This window comes from Alcaligenes sp. EGD-AK7 (assembly GCF_000465875.3).
GTDB lineage: Bacteria > Pseudomonadota > Gammaproteobacteria > Burkholderiales > Burkholderiaceae_B > Alcaligenes > Alcaligenes phenolicus.
In genome coordinates, this window is record NZ_AVOG02000001.1 from 678649 (window position 1) to 694128 (window position 15480).

18 protein-coding genes are annotated in these 15480 nt (G+C 53.8%); 3 read left to right on the forward strand and 15 right to left on the reverse strand.

The annotated features are described in order from the left end of the window. Positions 1-15: 15 nt before the first annotated feature. Together benB and N879_RS03155 are read right to left on the reverse strand one after the other, a co-directional pair. Positions 16-504, reverse strand: a complete 489-nt coding sequence (benB, locus tag N879_RS03150; RefSeq protein ID WP_009454444.1) for a benzoate 1,2-dioxygenase small subunit — start codon at positions 502-504, stop codon at positions 16-18. Positions 505-507: 3 nt separating this feature from the next. Next, positions 508-1860: a Rieske 2Fe-2S domain-containing protein gene (locus N879_RS03155; RefSeq protein ID WP_009454445.1), complete on the reverse strand. Its 1353-nt coding sequence runs from the start codon at positions 1858-1860 to the stop codon at positions 508-510. A 453-nt stretch (positions 1861-2313) separates the two neighbouring features. On the opposite strand from N879_RS03155, the gene N879_RS03160 reads away from it, so the two are divergent. Then, positions 2314-3252, forward strand: a complete 939-nt coding sequence (locus N879_RS03160) for a LysR family transcriptional regulator (RefSeq protein ID WP_009454446.1) — start codon at positions 2314-2316, stop codon at positions 3250-3252. A 125-nt stretch (positions 3253-3377) separates the two neighbouring features. Here the strand turns inward: N879_RS03160 and N879_RS03165 are convergent, their stop codons facing one another. The 6 genes from N879_RS03165 to N879_RS03190 all read right to left on the reverse strand — a co-directional run bounded on the left by N879_RS03165 (position 3378) and on the right by N879_RS03190 (position 7982). Beyond that, positions 3378-4439 carry an NADH:ubiquinone reductase (Na(+)-transporting) subunit F gene (locus N879_RS03165; protein WP_009454447.1) on the reverse strand — a complete coding sequence of 354 codons (1062 nt, stop codon included), beginning with the start codon at positions 4437-4439 and terminating at the stop codon, positions 3378-3380. 15 nt (positions 4440-4454) lie between these two features. Then, entirely contained in the window at positions 4455-4817 is a 363-nt protein-coding gene (locus N879_RS03170) for a phenol hydroxylase subunit P4 (RefSeq protein WP_009454448.1), read from the reverse strand. Between the two features lie 65 nt (positions 4818-4882). Continuing rightward, on the reverse strand, positions 4883-6388 hold the full coding sequence (locus N879_RS03175; RefSeq protein WP_021446663.1) for an aromatic/alkene/methane monooxygenase hydroxylase/oxygenase subunit alpha: 1506 nt from the start codon (positions 6386-6388) through the stop codon (positions 4883-4885). 18 nt (positions 6389-6406) lie between these two features. Next, the gene (locus N879_RS03180) at positions 6407-6679 is read right to left on the reverse strand and encodes an MmoB/DmpM family protein (protein ID WP_003800437.1); all 273 of its coding nucleotides are present in this window, start codon (positions 6677-6679) and stop codon (positions 6407-6409) included. After that, positions 6679-7686, reverse strand: a complete 1008-nt coding sequence (locus N879_RS03185) for an aromatic/alkene monooxygenase hydroxylase subunit beta (RefSeq protein ID WP_009454450.1) — start codon at positions 7684-7686, stop codon at positions 6679-6681. The genes N879_RS03180 and N879_RS03185 overlap by 1 nt, the downstream gene beginning before the upstream one ends. Positions 7687-7709: 23 nt before the next feature. Then, positions 7710-7982, reverse strand: a complete 273-nt coding sequence (locus N879_RS03190) for a phenol hydroxylase subunit (protein WP_009454452.1) — start codon at positions 7980-7982, stop codon at positions 7710-7712. Positions 7983-8333: 351 nt separating this feature from the next. Between N879_RS03190 and N879_RS03195 the strand changes: the two genes are divergently transcribed. After that, a complete protein-coding gene (locus N879_RS03195) occupies positions 8334-10037 on the forward strand; it encodes a sigma-54-dependent Fis family transcriptional regulator (RefSeq protein ID WP_009454454.1) in 1704 nt (567 codons plus the stop codon). A 76-nt stretch (positions 10038-10113) separates the two neighbouring features. On the opposite strand, the gene N879_RS03200 is transcribed toward N879_RS03195, so the two are convergent. After that, the gene (locus N879_RS03200) at positions 10114-10476 is read right to left on the reverse strand and encodes a hypothetical protein (RefSeq protein ID WP_021446664.1); all 363 of its coding nucleotides are present in this window, start codon (positions 10474-10476) and stop codon (positions 10114-10116) included. Positions 10477-10523: 47 nt separating this feature from the next. Continuing rightward, positions 10524-11015: a hypothetical protein gene (locus N879_RS03205; protein WP_009454461.1), complete on the reverse strand. Its 492-nt coding sequence runs from the start codon at positions 11013-11015 to the stop codon at positions 10524-10526. A gap of 156 nt (positions 11016-11171) precedes the next feature. Here N879_RS03205 and N879_RS03210 point away from each other — a divergent pair, with 156 nt between their 5' ends. Next, positions 11172-11450 carry a hypothetical protein gene (locus N879_RS03210; protein WP_009454468.1) on the forward strand — a complete coding sequence of 93 codons (279 nt, stop codon included), beginning with the start codon at positions 11172-11174 and terminating at the stop codon, positions 11448-11450. Between the two features lie 232 nt (positions 11451-11682). Here the strand turns inward: N879_RS03210 and N879_RS03215 are convergent, their stop codons facing one another. The 5 genes from N879_RS03215 to N879_RS03235 all read right to left on the reverse strand — a co-directional run bounded on the left by N879_RS03215 (position 11683) and on the right by N879_RS03235 (position 15468). Continuing rightward, complete coding sequence (locus N879_RS03215) at positions 11683-12417, reverse strand: amino acid ABC transporter ATP-binding protein (protein WP_009454476.1); 735 nt, start codon at positions 12415-12417, stop codon at positions 11683-11685. Then, positions 12414-13112 carry an amino acid ABC transporter permease gene (locus tag N879_RS03220; RefSeq protein ID WP_021446665.1) on the reverse strand — a complete coding sequence of 233 codons (699 nt, stop codon included), beginning with the start codon at positions 13110-13112 and terminating at the stop codon, positions 12414-12416. Before N879_RS03220 ends, N879_RS03215 begins: the two co-directional genes overlap by 4 nt. Further along, positions 13112-13846 (reverse strand): amino acid ABC transporter permease, encoded by a 735-nt coding sequence (locus N879_RS03225; RefSeq protein ID WP_009454488.1) that lies wholly within the window; start codon positions 13844-13846, stop codon positions 13112-13114. The genes N879_RS03220 and N879_RS03225 overlap by 1 nt, the downstream gene beginning before the upstream one ends. 102 nt (positions 13847-13948) lie before the next feature. Next, positions 13949-14758, reverse strand: coding sequence for an ABC transporter substrate-binding protein (locus N879_RS03230; protein ID WP_009454490.1), 810 nt, complete (start codon positions 14756-14758; stop codon positions 13949-13951). 170 nt (positions 14759-14928) lie between these two features. Beyond that, the gene (locus N879_RS03235; protein WP_009454491.1) at positions 14929-15468 is read right to left on the reverse strand and encodes a lipocalin family protein; all 540 of its coding nucleotides are present in this window, start codon (positions 15466-15468) and stop codon (positions 14929-14931) included. Positions 15469-15480: the final 12 nt, after the last annotated feature.

Genomic DNA, 15480 nt, shown 5'->3' on the forward strand with positions numbered 1-15480 from the left:
GGCTAGCCCCCGACTTTAAATGTGATACACATCAATCACTTGACGGATGTAGTCGTTCTTGAGCACTACCTTTTTTTGCTCGATCAACCAGCCCTGCTCCTGAGGCGACAAGGTCAGGTAAATCGTGCCGAAGAACTGATCCGTCACCCGGTAGCGATGGTTAAGCGTCAAAAAGTTGTAGCGGACGTCCACCTGCCCATCGCGCTCGGCCAGAATCTCGATATTGCTGAGCATGTGAGCGGTACGTGGCTCGGGTGTGGAGGCACCGGAGCGCTCGGTCTTGATGCGGAACACCCGATCCTCCAGACCGTTACGGTTGGGATAGAAGATCAAGGAAATCTCACTATGCGGATCTTCGGTCAACTGATCATCATCATCCCAGCAAGGCATCCAGTACTGGGCGTTGGGGCTATAGCATTCCAGCCATTCATCCCACTGACGGTCATCCAGCAAGCGGGCTTCGCGATACAGGAAAGCGCAAATAGAGTGATACGTTGCGTTCATGGCTTAGGCCTCCCCGTTTTCTGCTTTTAACGCCTGGCTCATGGTCTTGGCCCAGTACTCGTGCTGGCAGACAAACAAGCCTTCATCTTCACTACGCCCGCCACTGATCAAGGGCTTCATGCCCATGGCTTTGGCATTCTCGTCCGGCCCGTGCACCCACAAAGGCGCACCTCGGCTCAAATCATTCCAGGGCGCCGCAATACCCGCATAGCCTTCCTGACAGGCGCGGAACTCCTCCAGATCGTCTGCCGTTCCCATGCCGGACACATTGAAAAAGTCTTCGTATTGACGGATACGGATGGCACGCTGCTCAGCGCTTTCCCCTTTGGGACCAAAGCAGTAGATCGTGACTTCAGTCTTGTCCACACTGATAGGACGCGTTACCCGAATCTGGGTAGAGAACTGATCCATCAGATACACATTCGGGTACAAGCACAGATTGCGGGTCTGATTCACGATGAACTCGGCACGGTCCTCGCCCAAACGCTGCTTCAGCTCCTCGCGATGCTCGTAGACCGGACGCACGCTTGGATTCATGGTTTTGGTCCACAGCAAGATATGCCCGTAATCAAAGCCATACACGCCGCCCAGGCTCTTGCTCCAGCCGTTCGCATCCACCGCTTGCGTACCGCCCTCTTTGCGGCGACCCATGGTGGCAGAGTAATTCCAGTGCACGCTGCTGACGTGGTAGCCGTCCGCCCCGTTTTCCATCTGCAGCTTCCAGTTGCCATCGTAGATATAGGAAGAATTGCCGCGCAGCACTTCCAGGCCTTCAGGGGCTTGATCCACGATCTGATCGATGATGACCTTGGTTTCACCCAGATACTCGTCCAGGGACACCACATCCGGATTCAGGCTGCCAAACAGGAAGCCGCGATAATTCTCAAAGCGCGCGACACGCTTCAAGTCGTGCGAGCCTTCGGTATTGAACTGCTCGGGATACTGGGTGTTTTTCTCGTCCTTGACCTTGAGCAACTTGCCCGCGTTATTGAAGGTCCAGCCATGGAAAGGACAGGTAAAGCTGCCCTTATTGCCATGCTTGCGGCGGCACAACATGGCGCCGCGGTGAGCACAGGCATTGATAAAGGCATTCAAGCCACCGTCTTTACCACGCGTCAAAAACACGGGTTGACGACCAATATAGGTAGTGAAGTAATCATTCACATTGGGCAGCTGGCTTTCATGCGCCAGGTAGACCCAATTACCTTCAAAAATATGCTTCATCTCCAGCTCGAACAGATCCGGATTCGTGAAGATGTCACGACGGCAGCGATACACGCCTGTTTCTTGGTTTTCTTCCAGGGCGGTATCAAGCAAGTGCCTGATATCTTTGGTTTTATCCATAAGGACTGACATAATGTGGCCTTTATGAGAGTTGCAGCCGTCCCTGCCCATGCCCATGAAGGCATAGCAAGTACGCGTGATAGAAAAGAAAAATCGCTCCGGATTGAGACCGGACTGACTCGTGGCAGCGTATTGCTGGCTTAGCCTTGAGCCTGAATCAAACCCGATAGGGACACCGTCGGGCCGATATTGCCCAGCCCACTTTCACAAGGAAATTCGGGGCTGTTCTGCATGACGTTCATTACAGTCTTTGCTCCAGCAGGCTTCCAATACAATATCGGTCCCGCTCTATAGCAAAATGCTATAGTTTGTTTTTTTCCCAATAAAATCAGTAGTTTGTAGGACATGAAAAACAAAACCTATCGTTAACCCTAGAGCTTGTCAGGTATATGCTTGAAGCTTGGATGGTCGAGATAGGTGATATATTGGTCCGGATTTTCTGGACCTGGACCACGGGCAAAGCATATGGACTTGAAACAAATCCGCTACTTTGTTGCGGTCGCCAAAGCGCGCAATTTCACTCGCGCTGCCGAGCAGTTGCACATTGCCCAACCTGCACTCAGCAGACAGATTCAGTTGCTGGAACAAGAGCTCAATGTTTTGCTGCTGTCACGGGAGAGCCGCCCCCTGCAGCTAACCGAAGCGGGCCGCATTTTTTACGAGCAATCCCTGCAATTGCTCAATCGTGTGGAGGTCATGAAAGCGGCGACCACTGAAGTCGGCCTGAACCAGCGCCCGCAATTGTCGATTGGCTTTGTAGCTTCCACCTTGTACGGCGGTCTGCCTATCCTGATTCAGAAGTTCCGCCACGCCTACCCGGATATCCGCTTTCACTTTCTGGAACTCACCAGCAGCCAGCAGATCGCCGCCTTGCGCGCCGGACGCATTGATATTGCCTTTGGACGTGTGCGTATTCATGACAGCGCGGTGTGCCGTACTGTCTTGCGTGAAGAGCGCCTGGTGCTGGCGATTCCGCCGAAAATTGATTTGGCCAAGGATCGGGGGCCGGTGTCCTTGCAGGTCATCGCCGATCACGCCTTTATTGTGTATCCCAAGTCCCCACGCCCCAGCTTTGCCGATCATGTGCTGAATATCCTGCATGACAACGCCATCTTTCCCACCGAAGTGCATGAAGTACTGGAGTTGCAGACGGCCATGGGACTGGTCGCGGGCGGCGTGGGCTTGTGCCTGATTCCTTCAGCCGCACAAATACGCAGTGATCTGGTCTACCGGCTGATTGACGACGAGAAAGTAACGTCGCCGATTATTTTCAGCCACAGGAAAAACGACAACTCCTGGTACATCGCCCAGATGCATGCCTTTATTGAGGAAATGTATGCGGAGAAACCGCCCTGGCTGATTCCGGGACACAGCGCCTTGAGTAACGGGCTGCCACCCGTCTAATACAAAAAGGCCCTGCAAAGCGTCGTTAACACTTCTTGCAAGGCCAGAAAGATGCGGCGTTCACGACCACCAGCCGCAGACCTTTTCACTGAAAAAAGGTCTGCTCGGCAGTCAGTTAAAACCGCTTAGATACGCTTGAACAGCGCTGAACGTACCTTGCCGGTTGCGCCATCCGCGGCTGTCAGGAATTGTTCCATGTGAATATCGCGCTCGAAGAGGCGGCTTTGCATCAGGGTGGAAATCGCCGCTTCAATCATGGGGGGCGGGCCACACAAGTAGGCCTTGTTACCCGAGCAACGCTGCTCAAAGAACTGCCCCACGGCTTCATGCACAAAGCCCACAAAGCCTTCCCAGGCATCATCCGGCAAAGGCGCATTCAAGGCCGGAATGTAGTGGAAATTGTCGTGCTTTTCAGCTAGTTGATAGAAATGATCCGCGTGATACAGCTCGGCTTTATTGCGCGCACCCTGGAACAGATAAATAGGACGGGTATCGCCCTCTTCCAGCAAGTCCATAATCATGGATTCGGGGCTGGACAGGCCCGAGCCACCGGCGATGAAAATGGCGCCTTGCGGGTCGGACTTGCGCACAAAGAATTGGCCGTAAGGGCCGGACACGTCCAAAGACTGCCCCACTTCCAGTTCCTCGTGTAGCCACGTCGTACCTGCGCCCCCCTCTACCTTGCGTACATGCAAATCAATAATGCCGCTCATGGACGGCGGATTCGCGATGGAAAAGGCACGGGTGCTGTCAATGGACGGCACATGAAGGTTGATGTATTGCCCGGCCTGGAACGCCATTGGGCGATCCAGTTCCAGACGGATGTGCTTGATCGTGGGCGACAAGTCTTCAATCAGGACGACCTTGCCCTGATAGTCCTCCACCGGCAGGCCCTGGAAGTCCGGGTCTACGTCGATATCGGCCTCGATGACCATATCGGATTCGGGCAGGCAACAGCAAGCCAGCAGCTTGCCTTCGTCCCGCTCCGAATCCATCAGGGCAAAGCTGGACGCATCACCTGCGTCTGCATAGCCTTCCAGCACCTGCACCTTGCAGGTGCCGCACGTGCCATGTCCACAGGCAAAAGGCAACCAAACCCCTTGTCGCAACGCAGCGTCCAACAAGGTTTGTCCATCTTCCACCTCTACCACATCACCTGTGGGTTCTACGGTTACCTGATACGTCATTGCTGCCTCCGCCTCTTATACGCCCGTACCCTTGTAGCCATTCAGGCCAGGGGTCTTGAAACGCAACAAGGATTTGTGATCGAAGCCCTTGGAACCCAAGGTGTCGTCAGGATTCAGTTCAACCGCCTCGCCGTTCAAATTCCATTGCACCTTGCTCCATTCGATCTGCTCGAAGTCAGGGTGCTGGGCAAAACCGGCAGGCAACAGTTGCTGGATCATCTGGGACACGGTCATCTCGGGCTGAACCAGAAAGGCCTTGGCCGAGCAGAACAAAAGGTGCTCGTCCCAGCCTATATACAGCAACATGCTGTCGCCATAGTGCGACTGCTGGTCGCGCGCATAGCCTTGGTAGTCCGGGGTAATTGCAGTAACTGCCATATTGATCTCCAATTTTTATAGGTAGTGGCAGTGCCCACCGAGGCACTGCCCTTTTTCTCGCGTGACTAGGCCGTCACTCCTTTCCATTCGTTCCAGCGCGCTTCGTCCACCGAACCCTTGAAGTCCATATTGTCGACACCTACGTTTAACTGGTAGTAGTCGCTCAGGATTTTCTCCAGCTCGGGACCACCGCAGCCACCTTGCAGGATCTGGTTCACTGGCAGCCAGGCCTGGATGTACTTTTCAGGCTCGTGCTCGAAAATGTCGCGGCAACCGTCCGAGCAGGTGTGATAGCGCTCGCCCTTGTACTGGCTTTGGCGGTAGGTGATTTCGTCGGGTTTTTCCATGTCGGTAAAGGTCATGGGCACCTGACATACCTGACACAGCTGCGGCAGTCCGCTGGAGTAAAAGCGCTTGCCTTCGGCTTCCATCTTCTTGGCCATTTCCCAGCGTGGGCGGTAGTACTTGTCGAAAGTATCGGGGTACTTGGCGCTCAACCAATCCAATTCCTCGTCGCTAGGGATCCAGGTGTGGAAACCGGCAGCGTGACCGAAGTTGTAGAAGATCCACCAGGCCTGGTGCGAGATGTGCTCTTTCTCTTTTTCGATCACTTCGCTGTACTTGGGCATGCGGATGCCGTAGCGGGCCAGATCCTTGAACAGTGCACCACCAGCCTGTTCGAAATAGACCTCCCAGGCTTCTTTCCAGGACATGACCTTGTTGGGCAGCATGTAGTCCATCATCATGCCGACCACGGACAGCAGGCGGGTGCCGCGCCAGAACCATTTGTCGATCCACTGCTGAACGATAGGCACGTTGTCCTCGTGCTGCTCCAGCAGGAACTTGATCACTTCCAGGCCCAGTGTCATGTGGCGTGCTTCGTCAGACTGCGAGCTGAAACCGAAAGTCACCGTGGCCATGTCGCCGTTGTAGGCTGCACCCGACATGAAGGGCACGAACAGCAGGTTGGTCAGCACGTACTCGAAGGAGAAGCTGATTGCCAGCAGGAACTCGAAGGGGCCGGCAGCGCGGGCATCTTCAAAAAAGGACTTGGGCACCGACAGGTACCAGACCCGGTCGTGCATATGGCTCCAGTCCTGGAAGCCATTGAAAAACTTGTTGTAATGGCTCATGGCGTGAACCTGCGTCTGGACGTGACGCAGCTCGTCAATCGACTGCATCTGACACGCAATACGTGCGCCGATGCCGCTGAATTGACGTCCCACATGGGAGTAGCCCTGGTAAGCCTGGTATTCCAGCGGGGTCACCGCGGTCAGAAACACCTTGATCGCGTTCAAGTAACGCGGGTCGGAAATATTCATCTGGCCATTGTTCTGCGCGAAGGCATCAAAAATGGCGTACAGCTTCTTTTCTTTTTCGGCCTGGTATTTCCAGTACGCGTCCATTGTCAGACGGAACGGATCTTCCCATTTGGACCAATCGGTAATCTTGATGCCCTCAAACTCCTCGTAGGGGAAGGCGTCCTTGCGATCCTGGTAGCTGAATTCCCAGTCCAGATCACGAGTCAGATAGCGATATTTGTCTTTGATATTTAGTTTTTTCGTGGCCATGTTGCCCCCTTTTCTGATTTAGCTGTTCCAGTGCAAAAACAAGCGGTCTTCATCTTCATCCACGTTGCCACCCAAGGTGATCAGATTCAGATGCAGCTCCTGCATGTCCCACTGCTGCCCATACTTTTCTTCCACGGTCTCGCGCTTGACGGTCAGCTGGCCCACGCACTCAATGCGAATCATGGCTGGCTGATAAATCACCGTGGCGTCCGGGTTGTCCTCTTCGATTGCCTCGACGATGTAGCGCGACATGTCGTTGTCTTGCAGACCGATATAAACCTTGGATGTCATCAGGCTTCTCCACCCAGGCTCAAGCCTGCTTTCGTGACGCGTTTGGCAATGGTTTCCTGCGCTTGCTCCCAGACCTGATCCGCCTGGTCGGCAAAGGCAGCCTGGATGTACGGCATGAAGGCGGCTTGCACTTGTGGCAGCCACTGATTCAGCCAGCTTTGCAGTTGCTGCTTGTTTTCCTCACTTTCAGCCGCCGCGATCTTGAAGACGCTATCGCTCCAGTTGGACAGGTCTTTATGGCACTCCAGCATGAACTCCAGCAGCATATCCAGATCGCGGCCGCCTTCCTTGGCCAGATCCGCGACCAGACCCTGATACACCACTTGATGCACCACGGTATTGATCAGCAAGGACTGCACCAACAGCAGTTCAAACCAATCTTTCTGGACCAGCGTTTTTTCGCACAAGGCGCGCAGACCTTGCCAGGCCGCATCCTGCATCCAGGCCTCTTTGGCTTGGCTCAGGGAATCGGCGCTATTGCCATCAATCAGCAGCCCAATACGGGAGACGTATTGCGCCATACCCAGCGAGTCCATCCCGGCATAGAGACAGGCTTGGGTAATGGTGGTGCCATACCCGTAAGCCGAGCCGGACATGAAATTCAGGTTGGCGGTTTGCTCGATGTGACGCAAAGGCAGCAGCAAGCGGGTGACCTTGGCTTTGACGTCCTCGCTCAGATACTGAGCCAGTTCCCGCTTTTCAAAAAAGCCGTAATTGGTTTCAGCCGATTCCTGCATGCGGGCACGGTTTTGCACGTAAGCACCGTAGTAGAACTGACGAGGGTCACGGAACACATACCAGTCCTTCATTTGAATGGCGGTGTGTGTGGGGTCGTTCAGGGTCTTGTCCGGCATCCACAGGGGTCGGTAATGGAAGTTGGCCGTCGCCTGGGCGTCGTATGTGGCTTCCTGGTAGCGCGTGGCCGGTTTTTCGCCAAAGCGGCGGGCCACGTTGGCAAAGGTTTGCCGCACGGGCTGCAAACTGGCCGTTTTAATTTCTAATGTCATCCTCTTGTTCTCCTGAATAAAACCTACTGGGCTTCAGCCTGACGACTGTTGCCGACCAAAGTGTCATAACCAAAACGCCATTTCTCTTCGTTCTCGTCATTGACCCGCATTTGCTCATCGCTCATGGGCTGGACATTGTTTTGCAGACAAAACTGCTCAAACGCCGCCGGGGGCATGACCAGTTCCACAAACAGGTCCGGCTGGCCGATGGCAAAATCAAATTCCACAAAACGGGCGTTGGCCGGACTGCGTACGCGTACGTACTTTGTCAAAGTGGGCAAGCTCGTGTCTGACATCTGTTCTCCTCCTGATCAAGCTGTTGCATGAGTGTCCACAGCCTGTTCATAGCAAACCGCGTGCCAACTTTAAATTTGAAGGATTTAACCCTTTAGGATTAAAGAGATAGGTGAAACCCTGCCTAGAAGGAATGCGGCCTGCGAAGGGGTGACGGCAGGAAAATTGATCATTTGATCAAATGCTTAGCGCCGTTTTCATCAAATGCTGAGTTAGGGTAAAACCTTAGAAAAATCCGTTTTATCCGTCCTCTGGACACTATTATGTTTTCCTTGAGTCACTAGAAAGACAGGCGGCATACTGGTTTTAGAACACTCAAAACCACAATAAGAAATCACAGGATGGAGACAGCCATGGGGGCTACTGAACTCACACTGCCATTAAGTCAGGACCTGATCGACGCCATTCGTTTTGATGCGCGGGAAGGCAAAATATGGTTTGGCGAGCAGCGCATGCTCTTGCTGCACGCCAGCGGTTTTGGCCAGCTACGCAAGGAACTGATTGCCTCTTTAGGCAGCGAGCGCGCCAAATACTTTCTGATGCGCTTTGGCTACCACGCGGGCATGAAAGATGCCGAGGTCTCACAAAAAGTGCGCCCGGACCTGTCACTGAAAGAGACCTTTTTGGCTGGCCCGCAAATGCACACCATCCGCGGCATGGTCAAAGTCGTCCCTACCGCCCTGACCTTTGACCGCGACGCAGGCCAGTACTACGGCGAATTTGACTGGTTTGACTCCTATGAAGTCAGCAATCACCAGAAAGAACATGGCCAGTCCAGCGAGCCGGTCTGTTGGAGCTTGCTGGGCTATGCCAGCGGCTACACCAGCTTCTATATGGGCAAGAGCATCATTTACAAAGAAACCCAATGCGGCGCCATGGGCCATAGCCACTGCAAGATCGTGGGCAAGCCAGCCGAGGAATGGGAAGATGATGACCCCGAGATTGACCGTTTCATGCTGCCCGATCCAGTCCAGGACGAACTGTTTGCCTTGCGATGTGAGCTGGTGAAGTTGCGCGAACAGGAGTTCAAGCACTCCAGCGCCAACTTCACCTTGCCCAACTCCATTGGTCAGTCCGCCGCTTACCAGGCCGCCTGTCATCTGCTGGAAAAGGCGGCGCAAAGCAAAGTCTCCGTGCTGCTGCTGGGGGAAACCGGCGTAGGGAAAGAAGCTTTCGCACGCGGCCTGCACGCCGCCAGCGACCGGGCTGATCAACCCTTTGTTGCAGTGAACTGTGCATCCATTCCCCCGGAGCTGATTGAGTCAGAGCTGTTTGGTGTCGAGAAAGGCGCTTATACCGGCGCACATAAATCCCGCCCCGGACGCTTTGAGCGTGCCCAGAGCGGCACCATCTTTCTGGATGAAATCGTGGAGCTATCGCCACGGTCCCAAGCCGCCCTGCTGCGTGTATTGCAAGAACAGGAACTGGAACGCGTGGGTGATGAGAACACTCGCCATATCGACGTGCGCGTGGTGGCGGCCACCAACGAGGATTTGGCCGAAGCCGTACAGAAAGGCACCTTCCGTGCCGACCTGTACTACCGCCTGAATGTCTTTCCCATTCACATTCCGCCGCTGCGCGAGCGTAAAGAAGACATTCCGCTGCTGACCGAATACTTTCTGAACAAATACTCCAGCATGTACAAAAAGCACGTGCTGGGAGTCAGCGACCGCAGCCGTGAATTACTGATGCAATACGACTGGCCAGGCAATATCCGCGAATTTGAAAACATGATCGAACGTGGCGTCATCCTGACCGAGCACAATCACGAAATCGAAACTCACCACCTGTTCCCGCAACAGAAAAGTGCCTTGCAGTATTTGAGCAGTTTGAATACGCAAGGCTTTATGGCGAAAGAGTCCTGTTTCAGCGCAAACCAGACGCAATATCTGGAGAACCTGCTGGAAACGCCCTTCAACCTGGACGACCTGGAAGAACAGATCATCCAGCTGACGCTGAAGAAAACGAACGGGAATATTTCAGAAGCTGCACGACGACTGGGGCTGACACGCCCTGCTTTGGCATACAGGCTGAAGAAGGTAGCGATACCGACATAGGGACACCAGCGCTGCCCAGGCTATCGGCTAAGCCCGACCAAACCTTGCCTCTGCAACAATTTCCCAGTTTTGGCACTTAACCAAAAATATGCTGACCTTGCAGCAACCTGGCACCTATGCCGAAGGCCCCCAGCATGAACAAACCAATCAAAACGGCATAGAGGATACTTAAGGACCAGCCCAGAAGCCGGGCGTCACGCCTTGCACCCATCGATAAGGATCGACAAACCCTGCCGTAATACCTGTTCACCACAAAGATCAGCCAAGAAAAACCGACACCGATACTGGCAAATATATAATTGATTGCCCCATACTGGACTTGTGGATTGGCCAACCCATCAATTAAAAAGATCAGAGCCAGAATAAATACGAGCGAAGAGAGAGCTGTTGCCAGCACAGAGGCCACTTGATGAAACGACGACTCCCACTTAATGCCCATGCCCTCTCCTTACAGCCGCATACATCCTTAACCAAGCCAGACCAGACCTAACTCCCGCTGCATGCCTCGGCCCCCACTTTTTTAACATCACTGTAGCGCCCTTGGCTAGTTTTAACAGTGATACATGTCTGGTTTGAATCGTTCCACCACATGGCAGTTAAACCCTGCACTCTCACTGGCACGTACCCTTCTTTTTTCAACCGCATTTCCCCGCCTGCCGCACGAGCATCTTGCAAGCTAAGCGGATTGAACTCAGAAGAAGGCCTAGAGCTTGGCTCAAACTGCACCAACTCTTGTGCCAGCACTTCAATCACAGGGCCCCGTCTACGAATAACAGCCTCCTGAGCATGTATGACGCTCTCCTTGCCGGTTACTGTCACATCACCCGAAGCTTTCAGCTCATGCGTGCTCAACACGTCAACCTGGTCCGCCTGTATGTGTATCCGTCCTAGTTGAGCACTCTCTTGCATACTTGAAGCGAAGGCTGGTACAGAGGCAAAGGTCAGGCCCAAAACCAAATTAGAAAATAACTTATGCACTGTTTATCCTCGACATTTTCAAAATAACACTTGATTACCCCCAATCCCAAGACTATTTATACTCCAGCAGCCAAACATCAACCGAACACCGTGCTACGCCCAACACTGGCATGATTCACCCCACCTACTACAATGGGGGCTTATATAAGGAGTCTTATGTTGGAATTTCAGCCCCGTGAACGGGCGTATTTATCTGGTATCCGTGCCCTGTCCCAAGATCAGGACGACAATGACGTGTTTGTGGGTATGACCGTAGCCGAGTCCATCTGGTACGCAAACTACGTAGCGCAGTCATACAACGGGGATGTAGCGCGAGGCGATGAGGCCGAAGCACGTTACCTGGCCCTGCATGATCAGCACGAGCAGGCACGCCGTGCCGTACTGGCATCAGAAGCTCTGCTGCAATCGTTCGACACAGCCACTCAGTCATCCTGAGCACATAGCGACACTCTCCAGGCCGGGCAAGCATGTCAGTAGCCCAGTTTCATCAAGCCTGGTTTGCTCGCCCATAAAAGAAGCTCGCCCATTTTTAAACAGGCGGGCTTTTTTTATGGATGCGGACTCCAGCTTCTGCTACGCGCAGCTTGGCTTGGCTTGGCTTGGCTTGGCTTGGCTTGGCTTGGCTTGGCTTGGCAACATCAAACTAGCTGCCGTACAAAGAAACAAGCTACAGCCGCAACTCCTTGGACAAAAAGGTTTGCACCCGCTGCGGCCTGCCATCCAGATGACCAAAGAACACATCCGTGGGCACATCTTCCAGAATCTGACCCTGATCCATGAAAACCATCCGATCCGCCACCTTGCGGGCAAAGCCCATCTCATGGGTCACGCACATCATGGTCATCCCCTCTTCCGCCAAACTAATCATTACGTCCAGCACCTCGTTGACCATTTCCGGGTCCAAGGCCGAGGTAGGCTCATCAAACAGCATGCAGACCGGATCCATGCACAAGGCCCGCGCAATGGCGACACGTTGTTGCTGCCCGCCCGACAAACTGGCTGGATAACGATCCGCCAGCGCTTTCAGGCCCACCCTGTCCAGGTACAGCAAGGCCCGATCATTCGCTTCGTCCCGCTCCCTGCCCAGCACTTTACGCTGCGCCAAGGTCAGATTGGCCAAGACGTTCAGATGTGGAAACAGCTCGAAGTTCTGAAAAACCATCCCGACCCGACTGCGCAAGTCGGACAGATTCGTTGCCGGATCACCGACAGAAATCCCATCCACAACAATCGTGCCCTGCTGAAACGGTTCCAGACCATTGACGGTTTTCAACAAGGTGGACTTGCCCGAGCCCGAAGGCCCGCACACCACCACGACTTCCTGACGGTCCACCTGGGCCGTGCAGTTCTTGAGCACCTGAAACGTGCCATACCACTTGGAAACACTATCGATACGGATCATTTGCCATCCAGTCGCAGATGTTTGTCATAACGTCGAGCCACACGATTCGCAATCAACTCCAGCGTTGCGCAGATCACGTAGTACATCAGCCCGACAAACAAGAAGATTTCAGTGGGGTGCACCATAACCCGGTTGCTGACCTGGGTGGCCACAAAAGACAGTTCCGCCACGCCAATAACGTAGGCCAGCGACGTATCCTTGATCAAGGCAACCCACTGATTAATAAAAGAAGGCAGCATCACCGGCAAAGCTTGCGGCAGGATGATGGACTTCATGATTTGGGCAGTTTTCAGGCCCAGGGCCTTGCCCGCTTGCCATTGCCCCGCCGGCAAGCTGCTGATGCCCGCAAATACCGAGTGCGCCAGATAGGCGCCACCAATCAAGGACAAGGCGCAGACGACGGTAAACAGGCCCGGCACATCCACCTTGAACAGAATGGGCAGCAGAAAATACACCCAGAAAATCAGCATGATGACGGGGATAGCGCGGAAAAAGCCCAGAAACAGCAGCAAAGCGGTATGCGCCACACCACGCGTCAAGACCAGGGCTATACCAAAAGCCAGGCCCAGAACGGCCGACAAGCCTGCTGAAAGCACGCTTAGCAAGAGCGTTAACGCAGCACCGCCCAAAGGGCCATGCGGATACGCCCCCACCAGGAAGTACAGCAAATTGTCATAAATTACGTCGAAGTCCATTACAGCCCACCTCGCACTTGCAGACGGTGGCGTTGTAACCACTGCCCACCCACTTCAACCAGCATGACCAGCAAGACATACAACAGCGTTGCAATCCCAAAGGACTGGAAGGTCTTGAAAGTTTCAGTCTCCACCTGACGAGACGCATAAGACAGCTCTGCCAAGCCAATGGCCATGGTCAACGAGGTGTTCTTGATGACATTCATGTACTGCCCGATCAGCGAGGGAAAGGTATTGCGCAAGGCCTGCGGCATCACCACATAGCGCCAGACCTGCATGGAAGACATGCCCAAGGAGGCTGCTGCGGCCCACTGCCCTTTGCGAACTGCCCGCACACCAGAACGAAATTCTTCTGCAACAAAAGCCGTGGTGTAGATCGTCAAACCTGCAAAAGCGGCCAGCATCTCGAAACTGGGCCAATGCACATCGAACAAGACCAGTTGCAAGACATGCTGGGTGTTCAACCATTGAACCAGCTCCGGCGGCATCAACGCCGAGGCACCGAAATACCAGAAAAACAGTTGCACCAACAAGGGCGTATTACGGAACAGACTCAGGTAAGCACGTACCGGCCAGGCCAGCCAGGCAAACGGCGAGAGCCTGGCAATACACACCAGAAAACCCAAAACAGTTGCAGCGAAGGAGACGACTAAAGAGAGCTGGATCGTGACCCAGAACCCTTGCAGCAACCAACCCACATAGTGGGGTGCCAGCCAGAAATCAGAAGACGGCATAGCAAACACCAAAAAGCAGGATCAAGTGATCCCGCTGTTAAAAACATAAACAGGAAAAGGCCAGCCTGAACATTCAAGGCTGGCTTGCAAGCAAGTGATGACTTACTGTTGCTGACCGATGCGGTACAAGCGCTCCAGCGGTGTTTTGGACTGAGGGCCAAACCAGACGTCATAAATGGCTTGTGCCTTGCCCTGGCTTTCCAGCTCCAGCAAAGTTTCATCCACAAAAGACTTCAGTGCTGTCTCGCCTTTGGGGATACCAATGCCGATCAAGTCCTCGGAAATGCTGAAGGCCGGGATTTCATAGTTTTCCTTGTCCGGCACGTTCGCCAGCAAACCGATCAGCTTGGGACCATCCTGAGTGATGGCCTGCACGTTACCGTTACGCAAAGCGGTGAAGGCGAAGGGCGTATCGTCATAGGCAAGCAGCTTGGCCTGGGGGTATTTTTCACGCAGAACGATCTCATTGACCGTTCCTTTATCCACACCAATACGCAGCGAGTTCAACTGCTCGGGCGAGGACAAGACGCCTTTTTTAGCCAGGAACTGCTGGCCCGATGCAAAGTACGGAATGCTGAAATCTACCTGTTTGGCGCGCTCTTCCGTGATGGTGAAGTTGGCCAAAACCAGATCTACTTTATTGGACGTCAACAGCGGCACACGATTGGCCGGGTTGGTTGGCAAGACTTCCAGCTTCACGCCCAGCTTGTCAGCCAGAGCCTGAGCAAAATCCACATCCAGACCGGTGATCTGGCGGGACTTCTGATCCACAAAACCAAAAGGTGGATTGCTGTCGAAAGACGCTACTTTCAAGACACCCGTTTTCTTGATGTCATCCAGACGATCAGCCTGGGCCACTCCAGCCACCAACGCCAGGGTAAGGGTCGCGGCAATGCTTAAAAACGACTTCATAGTAAAAACATTCCGATAAAAAAATGGCACGTCCGATACATACCGTCGTGCCATTCGACCACAGCCGCAAGCTCTTCAAAACGATCTAATTTCCCCATGCTTATAACTAAAAACGCTAAGAGGATATGCTGTTTTATGCAGGCGCAGAAGCCTCGATCATCGAATGCACGCTACTGCTTGGTGGAAATCACCTTTTGGACCGCAAAGCCTTGGGATGCCGCGTAATCCAGCAAGTCACTGACAAGCTGCGGATCAGCCTGTTTTTGTCGGGACAAGACCCAGAGATATTTTCGATCCGGCGTACCGACCAAAGAATACTGGTAGTCCCCTTCCAGCTTCATGATCCAGTAGTCACCCCACACCATAGGGAACCAGGACAGCCATTTCGGAGCAAAACGCACTTCTAGTATCGCCGGATCAACAGGCTCCACACTCGTCGACAAGCGCCCCTGCCCGATGGCTTCCTTCACCTCACCGTCCGTACCCTGACAACGATTGGTAACGGTAATCGTCTTGTCCGCTTCCATCACGTAATTAGCTTGCACATCTCCGGCACATTCACGCTGAAAGTTATTGGGTAGACGCGCCTGCTCGTACCAGGTGCCCATGTACTTACCCAGGTCTACATCTTCCTGGGTCGCCAGATCGGCATTGGAAGAAGCGCAAGCGACCAATAACGTAGACAGCGACAGGAAAAAAATTCTTTTCATCACGGAGTTCTC